Source organism: Streptomyces sp. NPDC093111, from assembly GCF_040683955.1.
GTDB lineage: Bacteria > Actinomycetota > Actinomycetes > Streptomycetales > Streptomycetaceae > Streptomyces.
In genome coordinates this window covers 1-15,205 of the sequence record NZ_JBFBNW010000016.1, presented here as the reverse complement: position 1 = coordinate 15,205, position 15,205 = coordinate 1, and the positions used below count along the sequence as shown (strand labels likewise).

16 protein-coding genes are annotated in these 15,205 nt (G+C 71.9%); 1 reads left to right on the top strand and 15 read right to left on the bottom strand.

Translation table 11 applies throughout. The annotated features are described in order from the left end of the window. Positions 1 to 8 precede the first annotated feature (8 nt). The 15 genes from AB0Q96_RS27110 to AB0Q96_RS27040 all read right to left on the bottom strand — a co-directional run bounded on the left by AB0Q96_RS27110 (position 9) and on the right by AB0Q96_RS27040 (position 14,059). Positions 9 to 293 carry a hypothetical protein gene (locus AB0Q96_RS27110; RefSeq protein ID WP_365329863.1) on the bottom strand — a complete coding sequence of 95 codons (285 nt, stop codon included), beginning with the start codon at positions 291 to 293 and terminating at the stop codon, positions 9 to 11. Further along, positions 290 to 823 carry a flavin reductase family protein gene (locus AB0Q96_RS27105; RefSeq protein ID WP_365329862.1) on the bottom strand — a complete coding sequence of 178 codons (534 nt, stop codon included), beginning with the start codon at positions 821 to 823 and terminating at the stop codon, positions 290 to 292. Before AB0Q96_RS27105 ends, AB0Q96_RS27110 begins: the two co-directional genes overlap by 4 nt. After that, the gene (locus tag AB0Q96_RS27100; RefSeq protein ID WP_365329860.1) at positions 780 to 2,036 is read right to left on the bottom strand and encodes an MFS transporter; all 1,257 of its coding nucleotides are present in this window, start codon (positions 2,034 to 2,036) and stop codon (positions 780 to 782) included. The genes AB0Q96_RS27105 and AB0Q96_RS27100 overlap by 44 nt, the downstream gene beginning before the upstream one ends. Continuing rightward, positions 2,033 to 3,112 (bottom strand): LLM class flavin-dependent oxidoreductase, encoded by a 1,080-nt coding sequence (locus AB0Q96_RS27095; protein ID WP_365329858.1) that lies wholly within the window; start codon positions 3,110 to 3,112, stop codon positions 2,033 to 2,035. The genes AB0Q96_RS27100 and AB0Q96_RS27095 overlap by 4 nt, the downstream gene beginning before the upstream one ends. A 50-nt stretch (positions 3,113 to 3,162) precedes the next feature. Beyond that, positions 3,163 to 4,422: an ATP-grasp domain-containing protein gene (locus AB0Q96_RS27090; protein ID WP_365329856.1), complete on the bottom strand. Its 1,260-nt coding sequence runs from the start codon at positions 4,420 to 4,422 to the stop codon at positions 3,163 to 3,165. After that, positions 4,419 to 5,813 (bottom strand): biotin carboxylase, encoded by a 1,395-nt coding sequence (locus AB0Q96_RS27085; protein ID WP_365329854.1) that lies wholly within the window; start codon positions 5,811 to 5,813, stop codon positions 4,419 to 4,421. Before AB0Q96_RS27085 ends, AB0Q96_RS27090 begins: the two co-directional genes overlap by 4 nt. Then, a complete protein-coding gene (locus tag AB0Q96_RS27080; RefSeq protein WP_365329852.1) occupies positions 5,810 to 7,171 on the bottom strand; it encodes an ATP-grasp domain-containing protein in 1,362 nt (453 codons plus the stop codon). The genes AB0Q96_RS27085 and AB0Q96_RS27080 overlap by 4 nt, the downstream gene beginning before the upstream one ends. Positions 7,172 to 7,259: 88 nt before the next feature. Then, positions 7,260 to 8,012 carry a hypothetical protein gene (locus AB0Q96_RS27075; protein WP_365329851.1) on the bottom strand — a complete coding sequence of 251 codons (753 nt, stop codon included), beginning with the start codon at positions 8,010 to 8,012 and terminating at the stop codon, positions 7,260 to 7,262. Between the two features lie 33 nt (positions 8,013 to 8,045). Then, entirely contained in the window at positions 8,046 to 8,342 is a 297-nt protein-coding gene (locus AB0Q96_RS27070) for a 2Fe-2S iron-sulfur cluster-binding protein (protein ID WP_365329849.1), read from the bottom strand. A gap of 54 nt (positions 8,343 to 8,396) precedes the next feature. Continuing rightward, the gene (locus tag AB0Q96_RS27065) at positions 8,397 to 9,491 is read right to left on the bottom strand and encodes an NAD(P)/FAD-dependent oxidoreductase (protein WP_365329847.1); all 1,095 of its coding nucleotides are present in this window, start codon (positions 9,489 to 9,491) and stop codon (positions 8,397 to 8,399) included. Next, complete coding sequence (locus AB0Q96_RS27060) at positions 9,488 to 10,486, bottom strand: 2-dehydropantoate 2-reductase (protein ID WP_365329846.1); 999 nt, start codon at positions 10,484 to 10,486, stop codon at positions 9,488 to 9,490. Before AB0Q96_RS27060 ends, AB0Q96_RS27065 begins: the two co-directional genes overlap by 4 nt. 172 nt (positions 10,487 to 10,658) lie before the next feature. Continuing rightward, positions 10,659 to 11,261 (bottom strand): TetR/AcrR family transcriptional regulator, encoded by a 603-nt coding sequence (locus AB0Q96_RS27055; RefSeq protein ID WP_365329844.1) that lies wholly within the window; start codon positions 11,259 to 11,261, stop codon positions 10,659 to 10,661. 189 nt (positions 11,262 to 11,450) lie between these two features. Then, a complete protein-coding gene (locus AB0Q96_RS27050) occupies positions 11,451 to 12,218 on the bottom strand; it encodes a glucose 1-dehydrogenase (protein ID WP_365329842.1) in 768 nt (255 codons plus the stop codon). After that, positions 12,215 to 12,949, bottom strand: coding sequence for an HAD family phosphatase (locus AB0Q96_RS27045; protein WP_365329840.1), 735 nt, complete (start codon positions 12,947 to 12,949; stop codon positions 12,215 to 12,217). The genes AB0Q96_RS27050 and AB0Q96_RS27045 overlap by 4 nt, the downstream gene beginning before the upstream one ends. 120 nt (positions 12,950 to 13,069) lie before the next feature. Next, positions 13,070 to 14,059, bottom strand: coding sequence for a ScbA/BarX family gamma-butyrolactone biosynthesis protein (locus AB0Q96_RS27040; RefSeq protein WP_365329838.1), 990 nt, complete (start codon positions 14,057 to 14,059; stop codon positions 13,070 to 13,072). Positions 14,060 to 14,327: 268 nt separating this feature from the next. Here AB0Q96_RS27040 and AB0Q96_RS27035 point away from each other — a divergent pair, with 268 nt between their 5' ends. Continuing rightward, entirely contained in the window at positions 14,328 to 15,014 is a 687-nt protein-coding gene (locus AB0Q96_RS27035) for a ScbR family autoregulator-binding transcription factor (protein WP_365329836.1), read from the top strand. The last annotated feature ends 191 nt before the right edge of the window (positions 15,015 to 15,205 follow it).

The following is a 15,205-nucleotide window of genomic DNA, read 5'->3' as shown; positions in this document are numbered from 1 at the left end:
GACGACTCCTAGAGGGAGGAGGAGAGGGAGGGGCCGGACTGGAGGCGTACGCCCACCGAGCAGGGGAAGGCCCGGGTCCGCGCGGCGGGGGCCGGCGGGGCCTGATCGGAGGCGGCCAGGAGCGCCCGGGCGTCGCCGCCGGTGAGGACGACCTCGATGTAGTCGCCGCCGTCGGAGCGGCCGGGCCCGTTGCGGACCTCGATGTGGAGGGAGATGTTGCCCTCGGCGTCCACGGTGGGCGTGACGGTGCCGTCCACGACCCCGGGGATCGTCGTCGCGGTGCTCGTCGTCATCGGGGCGCTCCTCCTGCGGGTGTCGGGCCCGCGGCGCGGAAGCCCCGCCGGTACCAGAGGAGCGGCTTGGTCTCCCCGTGGGTGCGCAGGCCGGTGAGCTCGCCGATGAGGAGCTGGTGGTCGCCCATCGGTATCCGGTCGACGGCCGTGCAGCGGAACACGGCGGCGGCGTCGGCGAGGTACGGCAGTCCGCTGTCCGGCCAGGTGGTGAAGCCGCCCTCGGCGAAGCGGTCCACGCCGCGGCGGGCGAAGCGGCCGGCGACCTCGGTGTGCTGCTCGCCGAGCACGTTGACGACGAACTCGGGCGAGGAGCTCAGCGCCTCCCGGCAGCTGGAGTCGTTGCCCAGGCCGACCAGGAGGAGCGGCGGGTCCATCGAGACCGAGGTCACCGCGCTGGCGGTGAAGCCCCAGCGGCGGCCGGCGGCGTCGCGGGTGGTGACGACGGTCAGCGGGGCGGCGAGGTGCGCCATCGCCTCGCGGAACGTGTCACTGTCCACCGGACAGGGCGGGCTCAGTTCCAGTGCCGACACGGGACACCTCCTTCGCGCGGAAGCTGCGGATGGTGAGCGGCATGAAGACCGCTCCGTACAGGCCGAGCAGGACGGCGAGGCCGGCGACGAGGCGCTGCGGGCCGACGCTCGCGCCGACGGTGCCGATGAGCAGGCCGCCCATCGGGTAGGAGAGGAGGCCGACCAGGAAGAAGGGGCCCATCACCTTGCCCAGGTGCTCCCGGGGGATGGCCTTCACCCGCTGGGTGCGGTTGAAGATGTTGAAGTAGGCGACCCCGGACATCGCGACCACGAAGGCCGCCGCGTACAGCCAGAACGACGAGGCGGTGCCGAGCAGGAGCAGGCAGCCGGTCAGGACGGTGTAGCCGAGCGAGCCGAGGAAGTTCACGTCGAACTTCTTGAGCAGCAGCGGGGTCAGCAGCAGGTTGAGCAGGCCGACGATGCCGACGAACATGTTGAGCATCGCGTACTGCGACTCGGGGGCCTTCAGGACGCCGGTGACCACCGCCGCGTTGGCGGCGAGGACGGTCGAGAAGACCAGGTTGATCGCGAAGTTCAGGCCGGCCAGCAGCATGACGGGCCGGTTGCCGGTCAGGAGCCGCCAGCCGAGGCCCAGTTCGGCCACGATCGCCCCGGCGCCCCGGGCCTGGGCCGGCGTCGCCGCGGCGGTGCGCGGCAGCACCAGCCAGCAGCTCGCGGCGGTCGCGAAGAGCGCCCCGGCGAGGCCGAGCAGCCAGATCTTGCCGAGGAACATCACCGCGACCATCGCGAGGCCGGGCCCGAGGGCCATGGCCAGGAGCTCCATGTTCTGCACCAGGGACTGGGTCCTGGCCAGGTCGGAGCCCTGCGCGAGCTGCGGGACGACCTTCTCGATGGACATCCGGATCGGCGCGACCAGGGTGGAGAGCAGGGCGCCGGTGGCCATCAGGACCGGCACCGTCCACTCCGGCCGCAGCGCGATCAGCAGCACGGCGCAGGCGACGACCGCCGCGCGGGCCGTGTTGGCCCGCGAGAACAGCCGGGGGCCGCCGTCCCGGTCCGCGAGGAGCCCCGCGAAGGGGTACGCGAGGAGGCACGGCAGCCACTCGACGGCGTAGGCGACGCCGAGCGAGGAGACCTGGCGGGTGTGCTGGAAGATGAGCAGCGGGACGCTGAACATCACCACCTGCTCGGCCATGAGCCCGATCAGGACGCCGGAGCCGAACAGGCCCCGGCGCGTCTTGTCGCCGGTCATCGGGCGCCCGCAAGGGAGGCTTCGTGCTCCTTCTCGTAGGCGCGGACGACGGGCAGCACCTTCCGGAAGAAGATCCGCATCTCGTCGCGGGCCGGCCAGCCGGAGAAGATGAACTGGCCGACGCCGGCCGCCTTGTACTCCATCAGGTAGGCGGCGACCTCCTCGTAGCTGCCGACCAGGCACAGCGCCGGGCCGCCCCGGTAGGCGACGGCGCCGGAGTACAGGACCGGGGACATCCAGCCGTGTCCGGCCTCCTCGGCGAGGCGCATCGAGTTCTTGACCGCCTCGGAGTCGCCGGCCTCGACGAAGGCCTTCACGTACGCGCGGTGGTTCTCGTCGGTCTCGCTCATGATCTCGGCGAGCTCGGTGAGCGCCTCCTCGCGGGTCTCGCGGGCGAGTACCTGGAGGCGCAGGCCCACGTCGGTGCCCGCGGCGACCAGCGGGGCCGCCGCCTTGGCGATCTCCTCGGGGGTGTCGCCGTAGCGGAACCAGCAGTCGCCGTAGCGGATCGCGGTCTGCTGGGCGACGGCCGAGTTGCCGCTGATGTAGATCTCGGGGCGCCCGCCGCCCTTGTGGCCGAGGCCGAGCTGGGCGTCGACGAGCCCGTAGTGGTCGCCGGTGAAGGTGACCGGCTTCCCGTCGCCCCACAGCCGGTGCAGGACGTCGAGGAACTCGCCCTCCCGGGCGTAGCGCTCGTCGTGGGCGAGGAAGTCGCCGTAGTAGCCCTGCTCGACCGGGGAGGTGCCGGCGACGATGTTGAGCGCGATCCGGCGGTCGGAGATCCACGACACGGTGTTGACGATCTGGGCGAAGAGCGTCGGCGAGAGCAGTCCGGGCCGGTACGCCAGGATGTACTTGACCCGCTCGGTCTCCCGGGCCAGCGCGCCGATGATCGGCAGCGGGTCCGGCAGGGTGTAGCTCTGCGCCATGAGCAGCGACTCGACGCCGAGCGCGTCCGCGTCCTGCGCGAACTCGATCGCGCCGTCCAGGTCGAGCAGGTCGGACCGGTACTTCTGCGTCGACTTCTTCTGGCCACTGTCCAGCGAAGAGCCCCAGTGGAACCTGAGTTCGGCCATGTCCTTCTTCTCTCTCGGTCTCGGGTGTGGTCGCGCGTTCGGGCGGGGCTCTACGCGACGGGGTCGGGCACGCGCGGGGCCGCGGAGCTCCGCAGGGTCAGCGAAGCGAACAGGCGCGTCAGCCAACTCCGCGTCTCCTCGGGCGAGTTCGTGCCGACGATGCCGGCGAGCGCGGTCTCGTGCGCGCCGTACGTGATGTGGTCGGGCAGCGCGGCGCCGGCCGGCAGCTCGTGCCAGGTGACGGTCTCCGGGGCGGACCGGAAGGGCTCGGCCCCGTCGAAGCGCTCGAAGACGCCCGCGCCGAGGTGGTGCCCGGGGTGCACGAACCAGCCGTACCAGGAGCGCTCGGCGGGTGCCTCGGGCAGCGTGCCCACGACGGACTCGCCGATCAGGACGCGCAGTTCGAAGGAGGGCAGGTGGACGCCGGTGGCCAGCTCGAAGGTGTCGACGACGTCGGCGCCGCCGACCCGGTTGCCGACCTCCAGGAAGACCGGGTCGGCCCCGTCGAGGATGGCCTCCAGGTGGAAGCTGCCGTCCTCGATGCGTACGGCGGCGAGCGCGGCGGAGACCCAGTCGCGCAGCTCGTCCGTGAGCGCGAACTGGAAGGAGCCCATCGGGACGCCCTGCGCGTACTGAAGGCAGGTGCCCACGTACTCGCTGGCGCCCACGGTCAGCACGGTGCCGCGCTCGACCAGGCCGTCGAAGTGCAGGATCGGGCCCTCGACGAACTCCTCGACCTCGTGCTCCGGCAGGCCGCGCCCGTCCTCGTCGATCGACGGGACGCCGCTGCGCCGCCCGGCGAGGGCCGCGTGGGCCTCGGCCGCGCTGTCGAAGACGACCACGTCGACGCTGGAGGCGCCGCGGTGCGGCTTGAGCACCGTCCGGCCCGTCCAGGGCGACGCCCCGCCGGCGGCGAGGAACTCCTCGACCGGCAGGAAGCGCGGCACCCGCAGTCCGGCCGCGTCGACCGCCCGCTTCATCAGGACCTTGTCGCGGGCGAGTTCGACCTGCTCGACCGAGGCGCCCTCGATCCCGAGGTCGGCGCGCAGCCGGGCGGCGTCGAGCAGCTCGTACTCCGACATCGAGATCACCCGGTCGAAGCCGCGCGGGTCGGCGTCGAGCCACTCCCGCGCCTCGTCGTACGGCGCGCGCGTGCCGGGCCGCTCGACCCGCTCGCAGCGCAGGTCCTCCGGGAGGGTGTCGAGCGCCGCGCGGCGCCCGAAGTAGGTGACCTCGTGCTGGTCGTGGTCGATGCCCCGGTGGTAGGCGATCTTCGGGTACGGCACGCGGTGCAGGACCAGGATCCTCATCGGGCTGCCTCCATCATGGTGGTCGGGTCGAGGGGTGCCGCGGGGGCGGCGGACGGCGCCGCCCGGAGCGCCTCGGCCCGGGGGCCCCGGCCGGTGCTCGCGTCCAGCGCTTCGGCCCAGCCGGCGCGCAGGGTGCTCACGACCTCGCTCATGTCGACGCCGGGGGCGGTGAGGACCACGCAGCCCTGGGCCGCGAAGTCCGCGTTGTCCCGGGCGGTGGCGTGCAGGTCGCGCCGGGCCGGGGACAGCCACCCGAACTCCTTCACGGCGAGCTCGTGCGGGAGCAGGCCGTGGGCGGCCGCGGTCGCCGCGACCGCGTCCTCGAAGGGGGTCGCGCCGGGGTCGACGTCGGCCGGGGCGAAGGACCGGTCGGTCCGCACGCCCAGCATCACCGTGGCGGCCGAGCACAGCGGCTCGGGCAGGGCGGATCCCGCCGTGAGCCCGAAGGCCGCGTCGACCCAGCGGTGGTAGAAGTCGATGCCGTAGACCCAGCGCGCGAGCGACCAGATCTTCATGCCCGCCGGGCGCCGGTTGGGTTCGACGACCGCCGTGCCGCTGGCGTCGTCGCTGAGCCGGATCTCGTTGTGAAAGGGCCCGTCGACCTGTCCGACCAGCCAGTTGACCTGCCGGCCAGCCCGCTCGACGGCGGACCGCTCGGCGTGGTTCAGCCGGGCGGGCAGGATCTGCGCGACCTCGACGGGGTACCGCCCGGTCGCGCTGACCTTCTCGGTGACGAAGGAGACCTGGCCGAGTCCGTCGAAGGAGTACTCCCGCCGGTAGGGCAGCAGCTCCTCGCAGATGACCCCGCCCTCCAGGTACGGGCCCACCTCGGCGAACGCTGCGTCCAGGGAGTCGCCGGGCCGGACCACGACCACGCCCCGGTTGTTGCCCTCCTTCGTCGGCTTCACCACGAAGCCGTCGGGGTGGCTGCGGGCGAAGTCCGCGAGGCCCTCCCGGGAGTCGACCGTGACGAAGTCGGGCACCAGCAGCCGCTGGGCGGCGAGCAGCTTGTGGTGCGCCGCCTCGCTCAGCCGGTACTCGTGCTTGCAGAACGCGCCGCCGGCGAGCTCCGCCGAGTCGATCCGCAGGCCGAGGCGCTCCAGGAGCACCGCGCCGCTCTGGACCGCGTTGTCGGAGAAGACGACACCGGCCCGGAACTCCGCGCGCCGGGGCCCGAGAAGCCGCTCCGCCGCCTCGACGAAGTCGGGGCTCAGCGGGTCGAGGTCGATGACCTCGTCGGAGATCTCCGCGTCGACGGCGCTCGGGTCGGCCCGGATCAGGGTGACGTCGGTGCCGTGCCGCTCGCGGGCGTACGCGCTCATGTGGCGCACGTCGTCCACGCGGGACAGGTTGTAGTCGATGATCAGGAACCGGCCGGTCGTTCGGCTCACCGCGGACCCCCTCTTTCCTGGCTCTCGTACTGGATGTCGATGGCGTGCGCGGACGCGCGCGTCAGTTCGGGGAAGCGCCGGCCGGCCTCGTCGCGCGGGTACCGCCACAGCAGCTGCCCGAGGAAGACCTCCCGGGCGGTGGCCTCGACCGTGTCGCCCGCCTTGAGCAGCAGGTGCGTGACGACGGGTGCGAGCGGCAGCTCCTCGCTGACCCGGACCGAGGCGATACGCCCCTTCTCCGCGAAGAAGACCCGGAAGAAGGTGGCGTTCGGTGTCGGCGTCTCGCCGTCGGCGGTGTAGGAGAGCGCGGCGAGCCGCGCCCTGAACCCGCCGTCGGGATCGGGCAGGAGCGAGTCGATCCACAGGTCCAGCAGGCTCGCGCCGCCGGTGAGCTCCCGGGTGCTGTGGGAGATCAGGCTGCCGCCGACCCGCGGGTTGACCTCGATCAGGTCCCAGCGGGCCCCGTCGGGGCGGGCCGCCTCGTGCCGGGCCTCGACGTGGAAGCAGCCCCAGCCGAGGTCGAGCTCCGCGAGCAGCCGGCGCACCCAGGCGATGCCCTCGGCGCGCTCGGCGGCGGTGACGCTGACCGGCGGGCTGGTGCAGGCGTTCTCCAGGACGGTGCCGGCGGTCTCGGTCACCTCGCACTTCTCGTGCAGGGCGACCACGTGGGCCGTGCCGTCGGTCACGACCACCTCGAAGCTGAACTCCCGCCCGGGCAGGTAGTCCTCGACGAGGAAGGTCAGCCCGTCGTCACCGAACGCCGAGGCGTAGACGGTGTCGTCGCGCGACTCGGCGGTGATCCGCTCGATGTCCGCCCAGGTGGTGCGGTCGGTGAGCGGGAAGGCCCCGTACGAGGCGATGCCGCTGACCGGCTTGACGAAGTGGCGTCCCCCGCCGGCCTGGTGGGCGGCGAGCGAGGCGGGGGTGAGCTCGGCGGCCCGGACGCGGGTGAGGCCCGCGTCGAACAGCCGGTTGCGCAGGGCGAGTTTGTCGCGCAGTCCGAGGACCTGCTTCTCGCCGAGGTCGCTCACTCCGAGCGTCTCGTTGGCGAAGGCCATCAGATGCCGGTAGCCCTCCCAGACCGTGACGCAGGCGAGGACGGACTCGCCCTGCCGGCGGAGGTCTTCGAGGCAGGACTCGACGTCCCGGTGGGTCAGGACGTGGGTGGCGGCGCCGGTCACGTGGTCGGCGAGGCGCCGCAGGTCGTCGAGGCGGCCGGGGTGGGCCGGCTCGGGCCGGGAACTGAGGACGAAGGTCTTCAGGCCCCTTGCGCCGAGGGCCTCGGCGAGGTCCTCCACGAAGGAGAACCCGACATGGCTGAGAAGGAGGATCCCCCCGCCCGTGTGCTGCTTGTGCACGATGCTCCTTAGCTCCTCTGGGGAGGGGCCGGGCGCGGACGCCGCCGGTGGGGCGGCGGCGTCACGCGCCGTGCCGGACCGGGCTGGATCAGACGGCCGTCTTCTCGTCCGCGGCGATGGTGTCGTCGGCGAGCTCCTTGAAGTAGAGCGCCAGGACGGTCTGGTGCTCCGCCAGGTACTTCTTGAAGGCCGCGATGTCCTGCTCGCCGCGGATCAGGTGACGCACGGCCGCCCAGACCTCGCCCGGGTGGTCGTCGTTGATGTCCGTGTGCGAGTGGCTGATCTGGCCGCCGATGTTCTTCTCGCCGATGGACTCCTTGAGCGCGACCAGCTTGCGCGGCTCCAGCTTCACGTTCACGTACTCGACCAGGTAGGAGTACGCGACGACGCCGAGCGGACCCTCGTGGTCCAGGAGGTACGAGAAGTAGCCGGCGAGCAGCTTGGTGGACAGGTACGGCTCGGTGGCGAGGAACTCCTCGCGCGAGACGCCCACCTTGGCGAGGTCCTGGATGAAGAGCTCGTCGTGGAGCATCTCCTCCATCTCGTAGTTCGCCCAGACCTGAGCCGCCTCGGGGCTCTGCTTGGCGATCTCGGTGAGCGCCTTGGACTCGGCGACGCGCAGCAGACGGATGCGCCAGGCGGTCTCTATGAGGTTGCGCTTGTAGTACGCGGAGTCGACGTTCTTGCTCTCCAGGTGGGCCGCCTCGGGCACGTTGGCGTACCACTCGACGACCTGGGCGTCGATCTGCCGGTCCATCTCGGCCCGCAGCTCCACCGCGGCGGCGGCGCTGAGGAAGGGCTTGCGGTCGCCGTAACCCACATTGGACACGCGGTTCTTCATGACTCTCCTCGATCAAGTGTGCTTACGGGTGGGCTAGTTCTCCACGACACGGACGGTCGCGGAATCCAGGAGGCGGCACTGGCAGGCCAGCCGGTGGTTGCCGTCGGCCCAGCCGAGGTCCTCCAGGAAGTCGGTCTCCTCGGGGTCGCTCTCCCCGAGGGCGTCGAGGCCGTCGATGACCTCGACGACGCAGGCGCCGCAGGCGCCGGAACGGCAGCCGAAGGGGATCAGCGGCTCGGAGGTCTCGTATTCGATGTCCGTCAGCGGCGAGCCCTGCGGCAGGGCTATCTCCACGCCTTCGGGCATGAGTGTCAGGGTGTTGAGCTTCATCGCTTCCAAGTCCCCTCAGGGCGGGTCGAAGTGGTGAGCACGCCTCGCGACGCCTCAGGCGGGCACGGGCACGGCTTCGGCGGCGGGCACGGCTTCGGGCTCCCGGGCGGCTTCGGGCACGGTGGCGGCTTCGGCGCCCGCCGTTCCCGGTACGCCGCCGGGTGCCGTGTCGGACGAGTGCTCCGGCGCGAGCCGCTGGCCCGGGCGCAGGGCGACCGCGGCGTGGTTGACCGCGGTGCCGGCCTCGCCGAAGCCCACCGAGATCAGCGGGACCCGGCCGGGGTAGGTGCAGCCGTCGCCGACCGCGTACACCTGCGGCAGGTTGGTCCGCATGGACTGGTCGACGCGGACGCGCCGGTGTTCGAGCTCCAGGCCCCAGTCGGCGACCGGGCCGAGCCCGGACGAGAAGCCGAGCGCCGCCACCAGTGCCTCGGCCGGCAGCTCCAGGATCCGGTCGCCGGCGCGGACCTCGACCCGTTCGAGCCGGTCCGTGCCGTGGCAGGCGACGACCTGGGCGTCGGTGACGACCCGCACCGGTGAGGCGTGCAGCTGCCGGACGCTGTAGTCGTGGGCGCGGAAGGTGTCCCGGCGGTGCACCAGGGTCACGCTCCGGGCGATCGGCGCCAGGGCCAGCGCCCAGTCCACCGCGCTGTCGCCGCCGCCGACGACCACCACGTCCCGCCCGGCGTGGTCCGCGAGCCGCGGCACGTGGTAGGCGACGCCGCGGCCCTCGTACGGGACGGAGCAGGGCAGCTTGCGCGGGACGAACCGGCCGAGCCCGGCCGCGATCACGACCGCGCCCGCGTGCACCCGGGTGCCGTCGTCGGCACCGAGCGTCCAGCCGGGCCCGCGCGGGGTGAGGCTGACGGCCGTGCGGCCGAGGAGGTGGGTGGTGTCGAAGGGCGCGGCCTGCTCCAGGAGGTTGTCGATCAGCTCCCGGCCCTTGATGCCGGGGTGCCCGGCGACGTCGTAGAGCAGCTTCTCGGGGTACATCGCCGAGACCTGGCCGCCCGGCTCGTCCAGCGCGTCGATCACGGCGACCGACAGCCCGCGGAACCCGGCGTAGTAGGCGCCGTAGAGCCCGGCGGGCCCGGCACCGACGATCGCGACGTCCACCGTGGTCTCGGCGGCTCCGGTACGGGCCGTCATGCCGCGCTCCCCTCGGTACGGCGCTCGGCGGCCCGCAGTTCGGCGGCGCGCGCCTCGCGCAGACCGAGGACCTGGTAGAGGAAGCCGTTGACCGGGGTGGCGACGCCGTGGCTGCCGCCGAGGCGGACCACCGCGCCGGTCCACGCCTCCAGTTCGGAGGGCAGGCCCGCGGCGATGTCGCGCTGGAGCGACGAGGTGCCCTCGGCCGGCTGCCGGTCGACGAAGTCGAGGGTCGTGGTGACGACGTCGTCCGGCAGGACGGTGCCGGCGGCCCGCGCGACCCGCTGGATCTCGGTCATGGCGTCCGCGAGCAGCCGCCGGGTGCCCGGCCGGGAGCGGAGCGCGCCGATCGGCGCGTCGGTCACCGAGCCGAGGCCGCCGAACGGGGCCACGAAGAGGAACTTGGCCCAGAGCTCGGCCCAGATGTCCCGGGGCACCACGGCGGTGACCCCGGCCTCGTCGAGCGCCCGGCGAAGGGTCTCGACCCGGTCCGAGGGACGGTCGTCCCACTCGCCGAAGGTCAGCGAGCCGAGACCGCCGACGTGGCGGATCCGGCCCGGCCCCGAGAGGTACGTGATGATCTTCGCGCTGCCCGGCAGCACCGCGTCCCGGCCGACCGCCTCGGCGACCTCGGCCGGCGCCTCCACCCCGTTCTGCGTGGTGAGGACCCCCGTACCGTCCTCGACCAGCGGCTTCAGCAGGGGCAGGGCGGCCGGCAGCTGCCAGGTCTTCACGCCGAGCAGGACGTAGTCGACCGGACCGATGCCCGCGACGTCGTCGGTGGCGCGCAGCGCGGAGGCCGGAACGGAGAAGCCACCGTCCGCGCCACCCTCGGAACCCGCGGGTCCCGCGGGTCCTTCAACGGTGAGCCCGTCGCGCCGGAGGGCCTCCAGGTGGCGTCCCCGCGCGACGAACCGGACGTCGTGTCCGGCCGCGGCGAGACGGCCACCGAAGTAGCCGCCGATGCCGCCGGCCCCAACCACCGCTACTTTCACGGACTTCCCCGTTTCTCTGCGATGCGCCAAGCGAACGCCCGATGGGCCCACGCCCCGGAGGCCGGATCGCCCCCGACGCCTTGAACCATACAGAACGTTCGCTTTGTTTTGCTAGTGGTTTCCCGCGCTGTCCACGGACCGCGCACCCCCGGACACCCCCCGGGGGCACCCGTCAGAACTCGTCGAACAGCACCCCGGCGAGGGCCAGTCGCCAGATCCGCTCCAGCCGCTCCGCGACCGTGCGCGTCACCCTGGACGGCCCGCCTGAACCGGCTCTGACCTGCGATTCCGCACCGGCGAGCAGATACACCACCATGTCCGCCACGGTCTGCCGGACCTCTTCGACCCGGGCCGAGCGGCCACCCTCGTACGCCTGGCCGAGCTGATCGCGCACGGCCGGCAGCCAGACCTCCACCCACCGGCCGACTCCCCCGGGGCGCTCCCGCGCGAGCCGCACGGAGGACCGGACGACCAGGTCCTCCTCCAGCAGCCCCACGAGCCCCACGGTCAGCCCGATGACCGCCTCAAGACCGGGCGCGCGACCCTCGCACAAGCGGTCCACCAGAGCTTTCGTGATGGCCAGGCCCTCCTCCTCGACGGCGTCGGCCAAGGCCGCCTTCGCGGGAAAGTGAAAGGTCAGGGCCCCCATCGAGCAGGCCGCCAGCTCGCTGATGTGCGACAGTCTGGCGCCTTCGTAGCCGGCCTCGTCGAACTCCGCAGCCGCTGCCCGGACAAGCGCGCCGCGCGTCCGCACGGCTCTCCCCTGGATCGCCATCCACGTGCTTCCCTTCCATGCCTCCGATGCCCCCGCTCCTTCTGTCCCCCAAAAAATAGCAAGCGTTCTGTATTTTTGTGTGCTGCGGGAGCCAATGACGTGAAAGCAACGGGGCGCGGGCAGCACGCAGGGGCGGCCGGGAAACCCCGACCGCCCCTGCGAACCCCGAGAGAACCCGCGTCCGCGCGCCTACACGGCGGTGGACCCGCCGTCGACGGCCATCGCGCTCCCGGTGACGAAGGAGGACCGGTCGCTGCACAGCCAGGCCGCGGCCTGGGCGACCTCGTCCGGCACGGACATGCGGTGCTGCATGGAGTCCGCCAGGAAGGTCTCCTCCAGGTCGGGATACGCGTCGAGGACGTCGTCCATCATCTCGGTCCTGGTGGCGCCCACGACGAGCGCGTTGACCCGGATCCCCTGCCGGGCGTAGTCCAGGGCCGCCGCCTTGGTCACCCCGATCACGGCGTGCTTCGCCGCGACGTACGCGGCGGAGGCCCCGGTGGCCTTGAGCCCGGCGACGCTCGACGTGTTGACGATCGAGCCGCCGGAGCCGGCGAGCATCACCGGCACCTGGTGGCGCATGCAGTTCCACACCCCGCGCAGGTTGACGTCGACGGTGCGCTCGTAGGTCGCGTCGTCGATCTCGTGCAGGGGCACGCCCGCCGTGGCGTACCCCGCGTTGTTGAAGGCCGCGTGGAGCCCGCCGAAGGTGTCCACGGCGGTCGCGACGGCCCGCTCGACCGCCGCGGAGTCCGTCACGTCGGCCGCCACGGCGACGGCCCGGCCGCCGGCCGCGCGGATCTCCTCGACCAGCGCGTCCAGCCGTTCCTTGCGCCGGGCCACCAGCACCACGGCCGCCCCCTCGGCGGCGAACAGCCGGCCGGCCGCCGCCCCGATGCCGCTCGATGCGCCCGTGACCATGGCCACCTTGCCGTCCAGCAGCTTCGTCCCGCTCATGCGCTCGCCCCGCCCCTCGCCCGTACCGTCGTCATCGCCGTCCCCGCCGCGGCACCGGCCGCCTCCGCGTCGAGCGTCCTCAGCAGCTCCTCGTCGACCGCGTCCAGCGAGTCCACCACGTGCCGCACCCCGGCCTCGCCCATCAACTGGCGCTGGAAGCTGTGCTCGAAGGAGCTCGGGTGCCCGATGAACGGCATACCGAGCCGCCCGGCCTCCTCCCCCACCCGGGCCACGTCGTCGATGACGAGCACCTGGTCGAAGGCGAGCCCGAAGTACTCCGTGGCGATCTCGCGCAGCCCGGGGCGGAAGCCGTCGGTGCAGATGTAGCCGGGCTCGTCGAAGAGCCCCGCGTGCTCGCCGAGGAAGGTGTCGAAGTGGTCCTTGGCGAGCCCCCCGTAACAGACGGTCGCGAGCCCGGCCGCCCGCAGCCGCCCGAGCAGTTCGACGGCCCCCGCGCTCAGCCGCACCGGATGCTCGGCGACGAACCGCGCCCGCTCCTCGAAGTACGCCTCCAGCGCCTGCTCCCCGGTCATCGACCCGCCGATCGCCTCGGCCATCAGCCGGCCGGCGACGGCACGCCGCTGGGAGAAGATGCTGCGCTCGATGTCGGCGGTGTACGTGACACCCCGGCTGACGAGGAAGTGGTGGATGACGGGACTGAAGGTGTCCTCCAGCATGACCCCGTCGATGTTGACGGCACAGAGACGCAGATGACCGAGCGGCTGACCCATGAAGAAATTCCCCCTGCTGACTTCAACTGAACTGACTCACAACACACGTAAAGAGACACGCACAGAGACACGCGCGGGCACACGCGCGGGCGCGGGCACACGCATCCGTCACGGTCACGGTCACCGTCCCCGGCAGCTGCGCGGGCCGGGGATCTTGCCGGCCCGGCGGGACGGCCGGAGCGGGGTGGCGGTGACGAGGGCGCTGAAGGCGGAGACGCCGTTCTGCTCGGCTTCGACCCGCACGCGCCCCTCCGTACCCTCCGCGTCCGCCACGTCGGCCTGGATCCAGCACCGGGCGTCGAACTCGACGTACTGGCTGAAGACCACGTCCATGGCGGAGGCGATCACCGGCCGGTTCCCGGCGGCGGCGTGCGTGGCCTGCCGGGCGGCTTCGAGCAGCAGCATGCCGGGAGCGTGGTCGACCGGGTGGTCGAAGAGGAACGGGTGCGAGTGGTCCACGCGCAGCTCGGTGCGGAGCGGGGCGTTGGTCGGCGAGAGCACCACGTCGGCGAAACGGGAGCGGGCGACCTGGCCGGGCGCCATCGGCGGGGCGAGCGGGACGGACCGCCGGACGGCCTCGGCGATGTCGGCATAGGCCCCGCGCAGTCGCGGATAGACGGTCGGCGACATGTTGGAGAACGCGGTCTCCACCCACCCCAGCTTCGCCCCGCCGACGCGCATCTCGACGTGCATGCGCACGGAGACGAGCCGCCCTCCCCGGCGGACGACGTCGGAGCAGCTGATGTCCATCTCGACCTCGGCCGGACCGCCGGTGGCGACCAGGGCCGCGGGGTCGATCTCGTACCGGAAGGTGCTCCAGGTCTGGCGGTGCCCGAAGGGCACGTCGTAGGCGACGTGGCTGAGCAACGGCACGGTCTGGCGCACGGATTCGGCGATGAGCAGCGGGTCGTGGTGCCCGTTGACCGGCCCGTAGAAGGCGTGGTCGACGGGCCAGCGGGCGGTGACCCGGAAGCGGTCGGGCCCGACCGGGAACCACCCGGTCAGGAGCACCTCCGACTGCACGGTCTTGTGGACGTACTCCCTTGGTATGGCGGTGGCGAGCAGGTCGTGGAGGTTGCTTGGGCTCTCGCTGGCGATGGTGACGGACATCTGGTTTCCCCCTGAGACGCATGGAATAGAGCTGGTGCGAGTGACAGACGCTGTTCCAGTGATGAAAATAAAGAATGCTCGTTTTGTTTTGAGCAAAGAAATAGTAAAGGAAGGCTCATTGCTTACCCAAGCACTTTCGGCCAGCGAAGCCATTTCCGGACATGCCCAGCAATAGGGCCCTACGCATACCCCGACCTCACGAGGAGGTTGGCAGCACCATCGATCCCTGCGTAACATAAGAAATGTTCTGTTTGTTCTAGGAGGTACCGTGGCGCAGCAGCCGAAACAGGAGAGGGCCATCCAGACCCGCAAGGAGATCCTGCGGGCGGCGGCCGTCGTCTTCGACAAGTCGGGCTTCGCCGGCGCGAGCATCAACCGCATCCTGCAGGAGGCGGACCTCACGGCCGGCGCGCTGTACTTCCACTTCAAGTCGAAGGAAGACCTGGCCCGCGCCGTCATGAACGCGCAGCCGGACTCGATCGTCCCGTGGCTCTCCTCCGAGGGCCTGCAGCGCCTCGTCGACATCACCCTGGTCTGGGCCCACCAGCTCCAGACGGACGTCCTCCTGCGGGCCGGCGTCCGCCTCACGAGCGAGCAGGGCTCGTTCGGCTTCCGCGACATCGCCCCGTACCAGGACTGGAGCCGCATCATGGCGGACTGCCTCCGGGTCGCGGTCGAGAAGGGCGAACTCCTGTCGGGCATCGAGCCCACGGAATTGGCCGAATTCGTCGTCGAGTCCTGTACGGGCATGCAGACCTATTCGGCCGTCGCGAGCGAGGACCGCGCCGACTTGGTCGACCGCGTCACCCGCATGTGGCGCCTTCTGATGCCCGGCATCGCGGTCCCCACGGTCATCGCCCGCACCGAGGTCAACCCGGCCCGAGCCCGCACGGCCCTCCACGAGGCCACCACCTCGGCCGCCACAGCAGCCACGCACCCGCCCGAGCCCGCCTGACCGACGGGAACCGGGGCCCCGCCCGCTCACACGGACGCCGCGGCCCCGCCCCGCCCCTTCCAGTCCATCACCGGTGGTGCGGGGCTCCTGCCGGCCCCCTAAACGCAGAAAAGCCCCGCACCATAAGGTGCGGGGCTTTCCCACAATGATTGTTCGGCGGCGTCCTACTCTCCCACAGGGTCCCCCCTGCA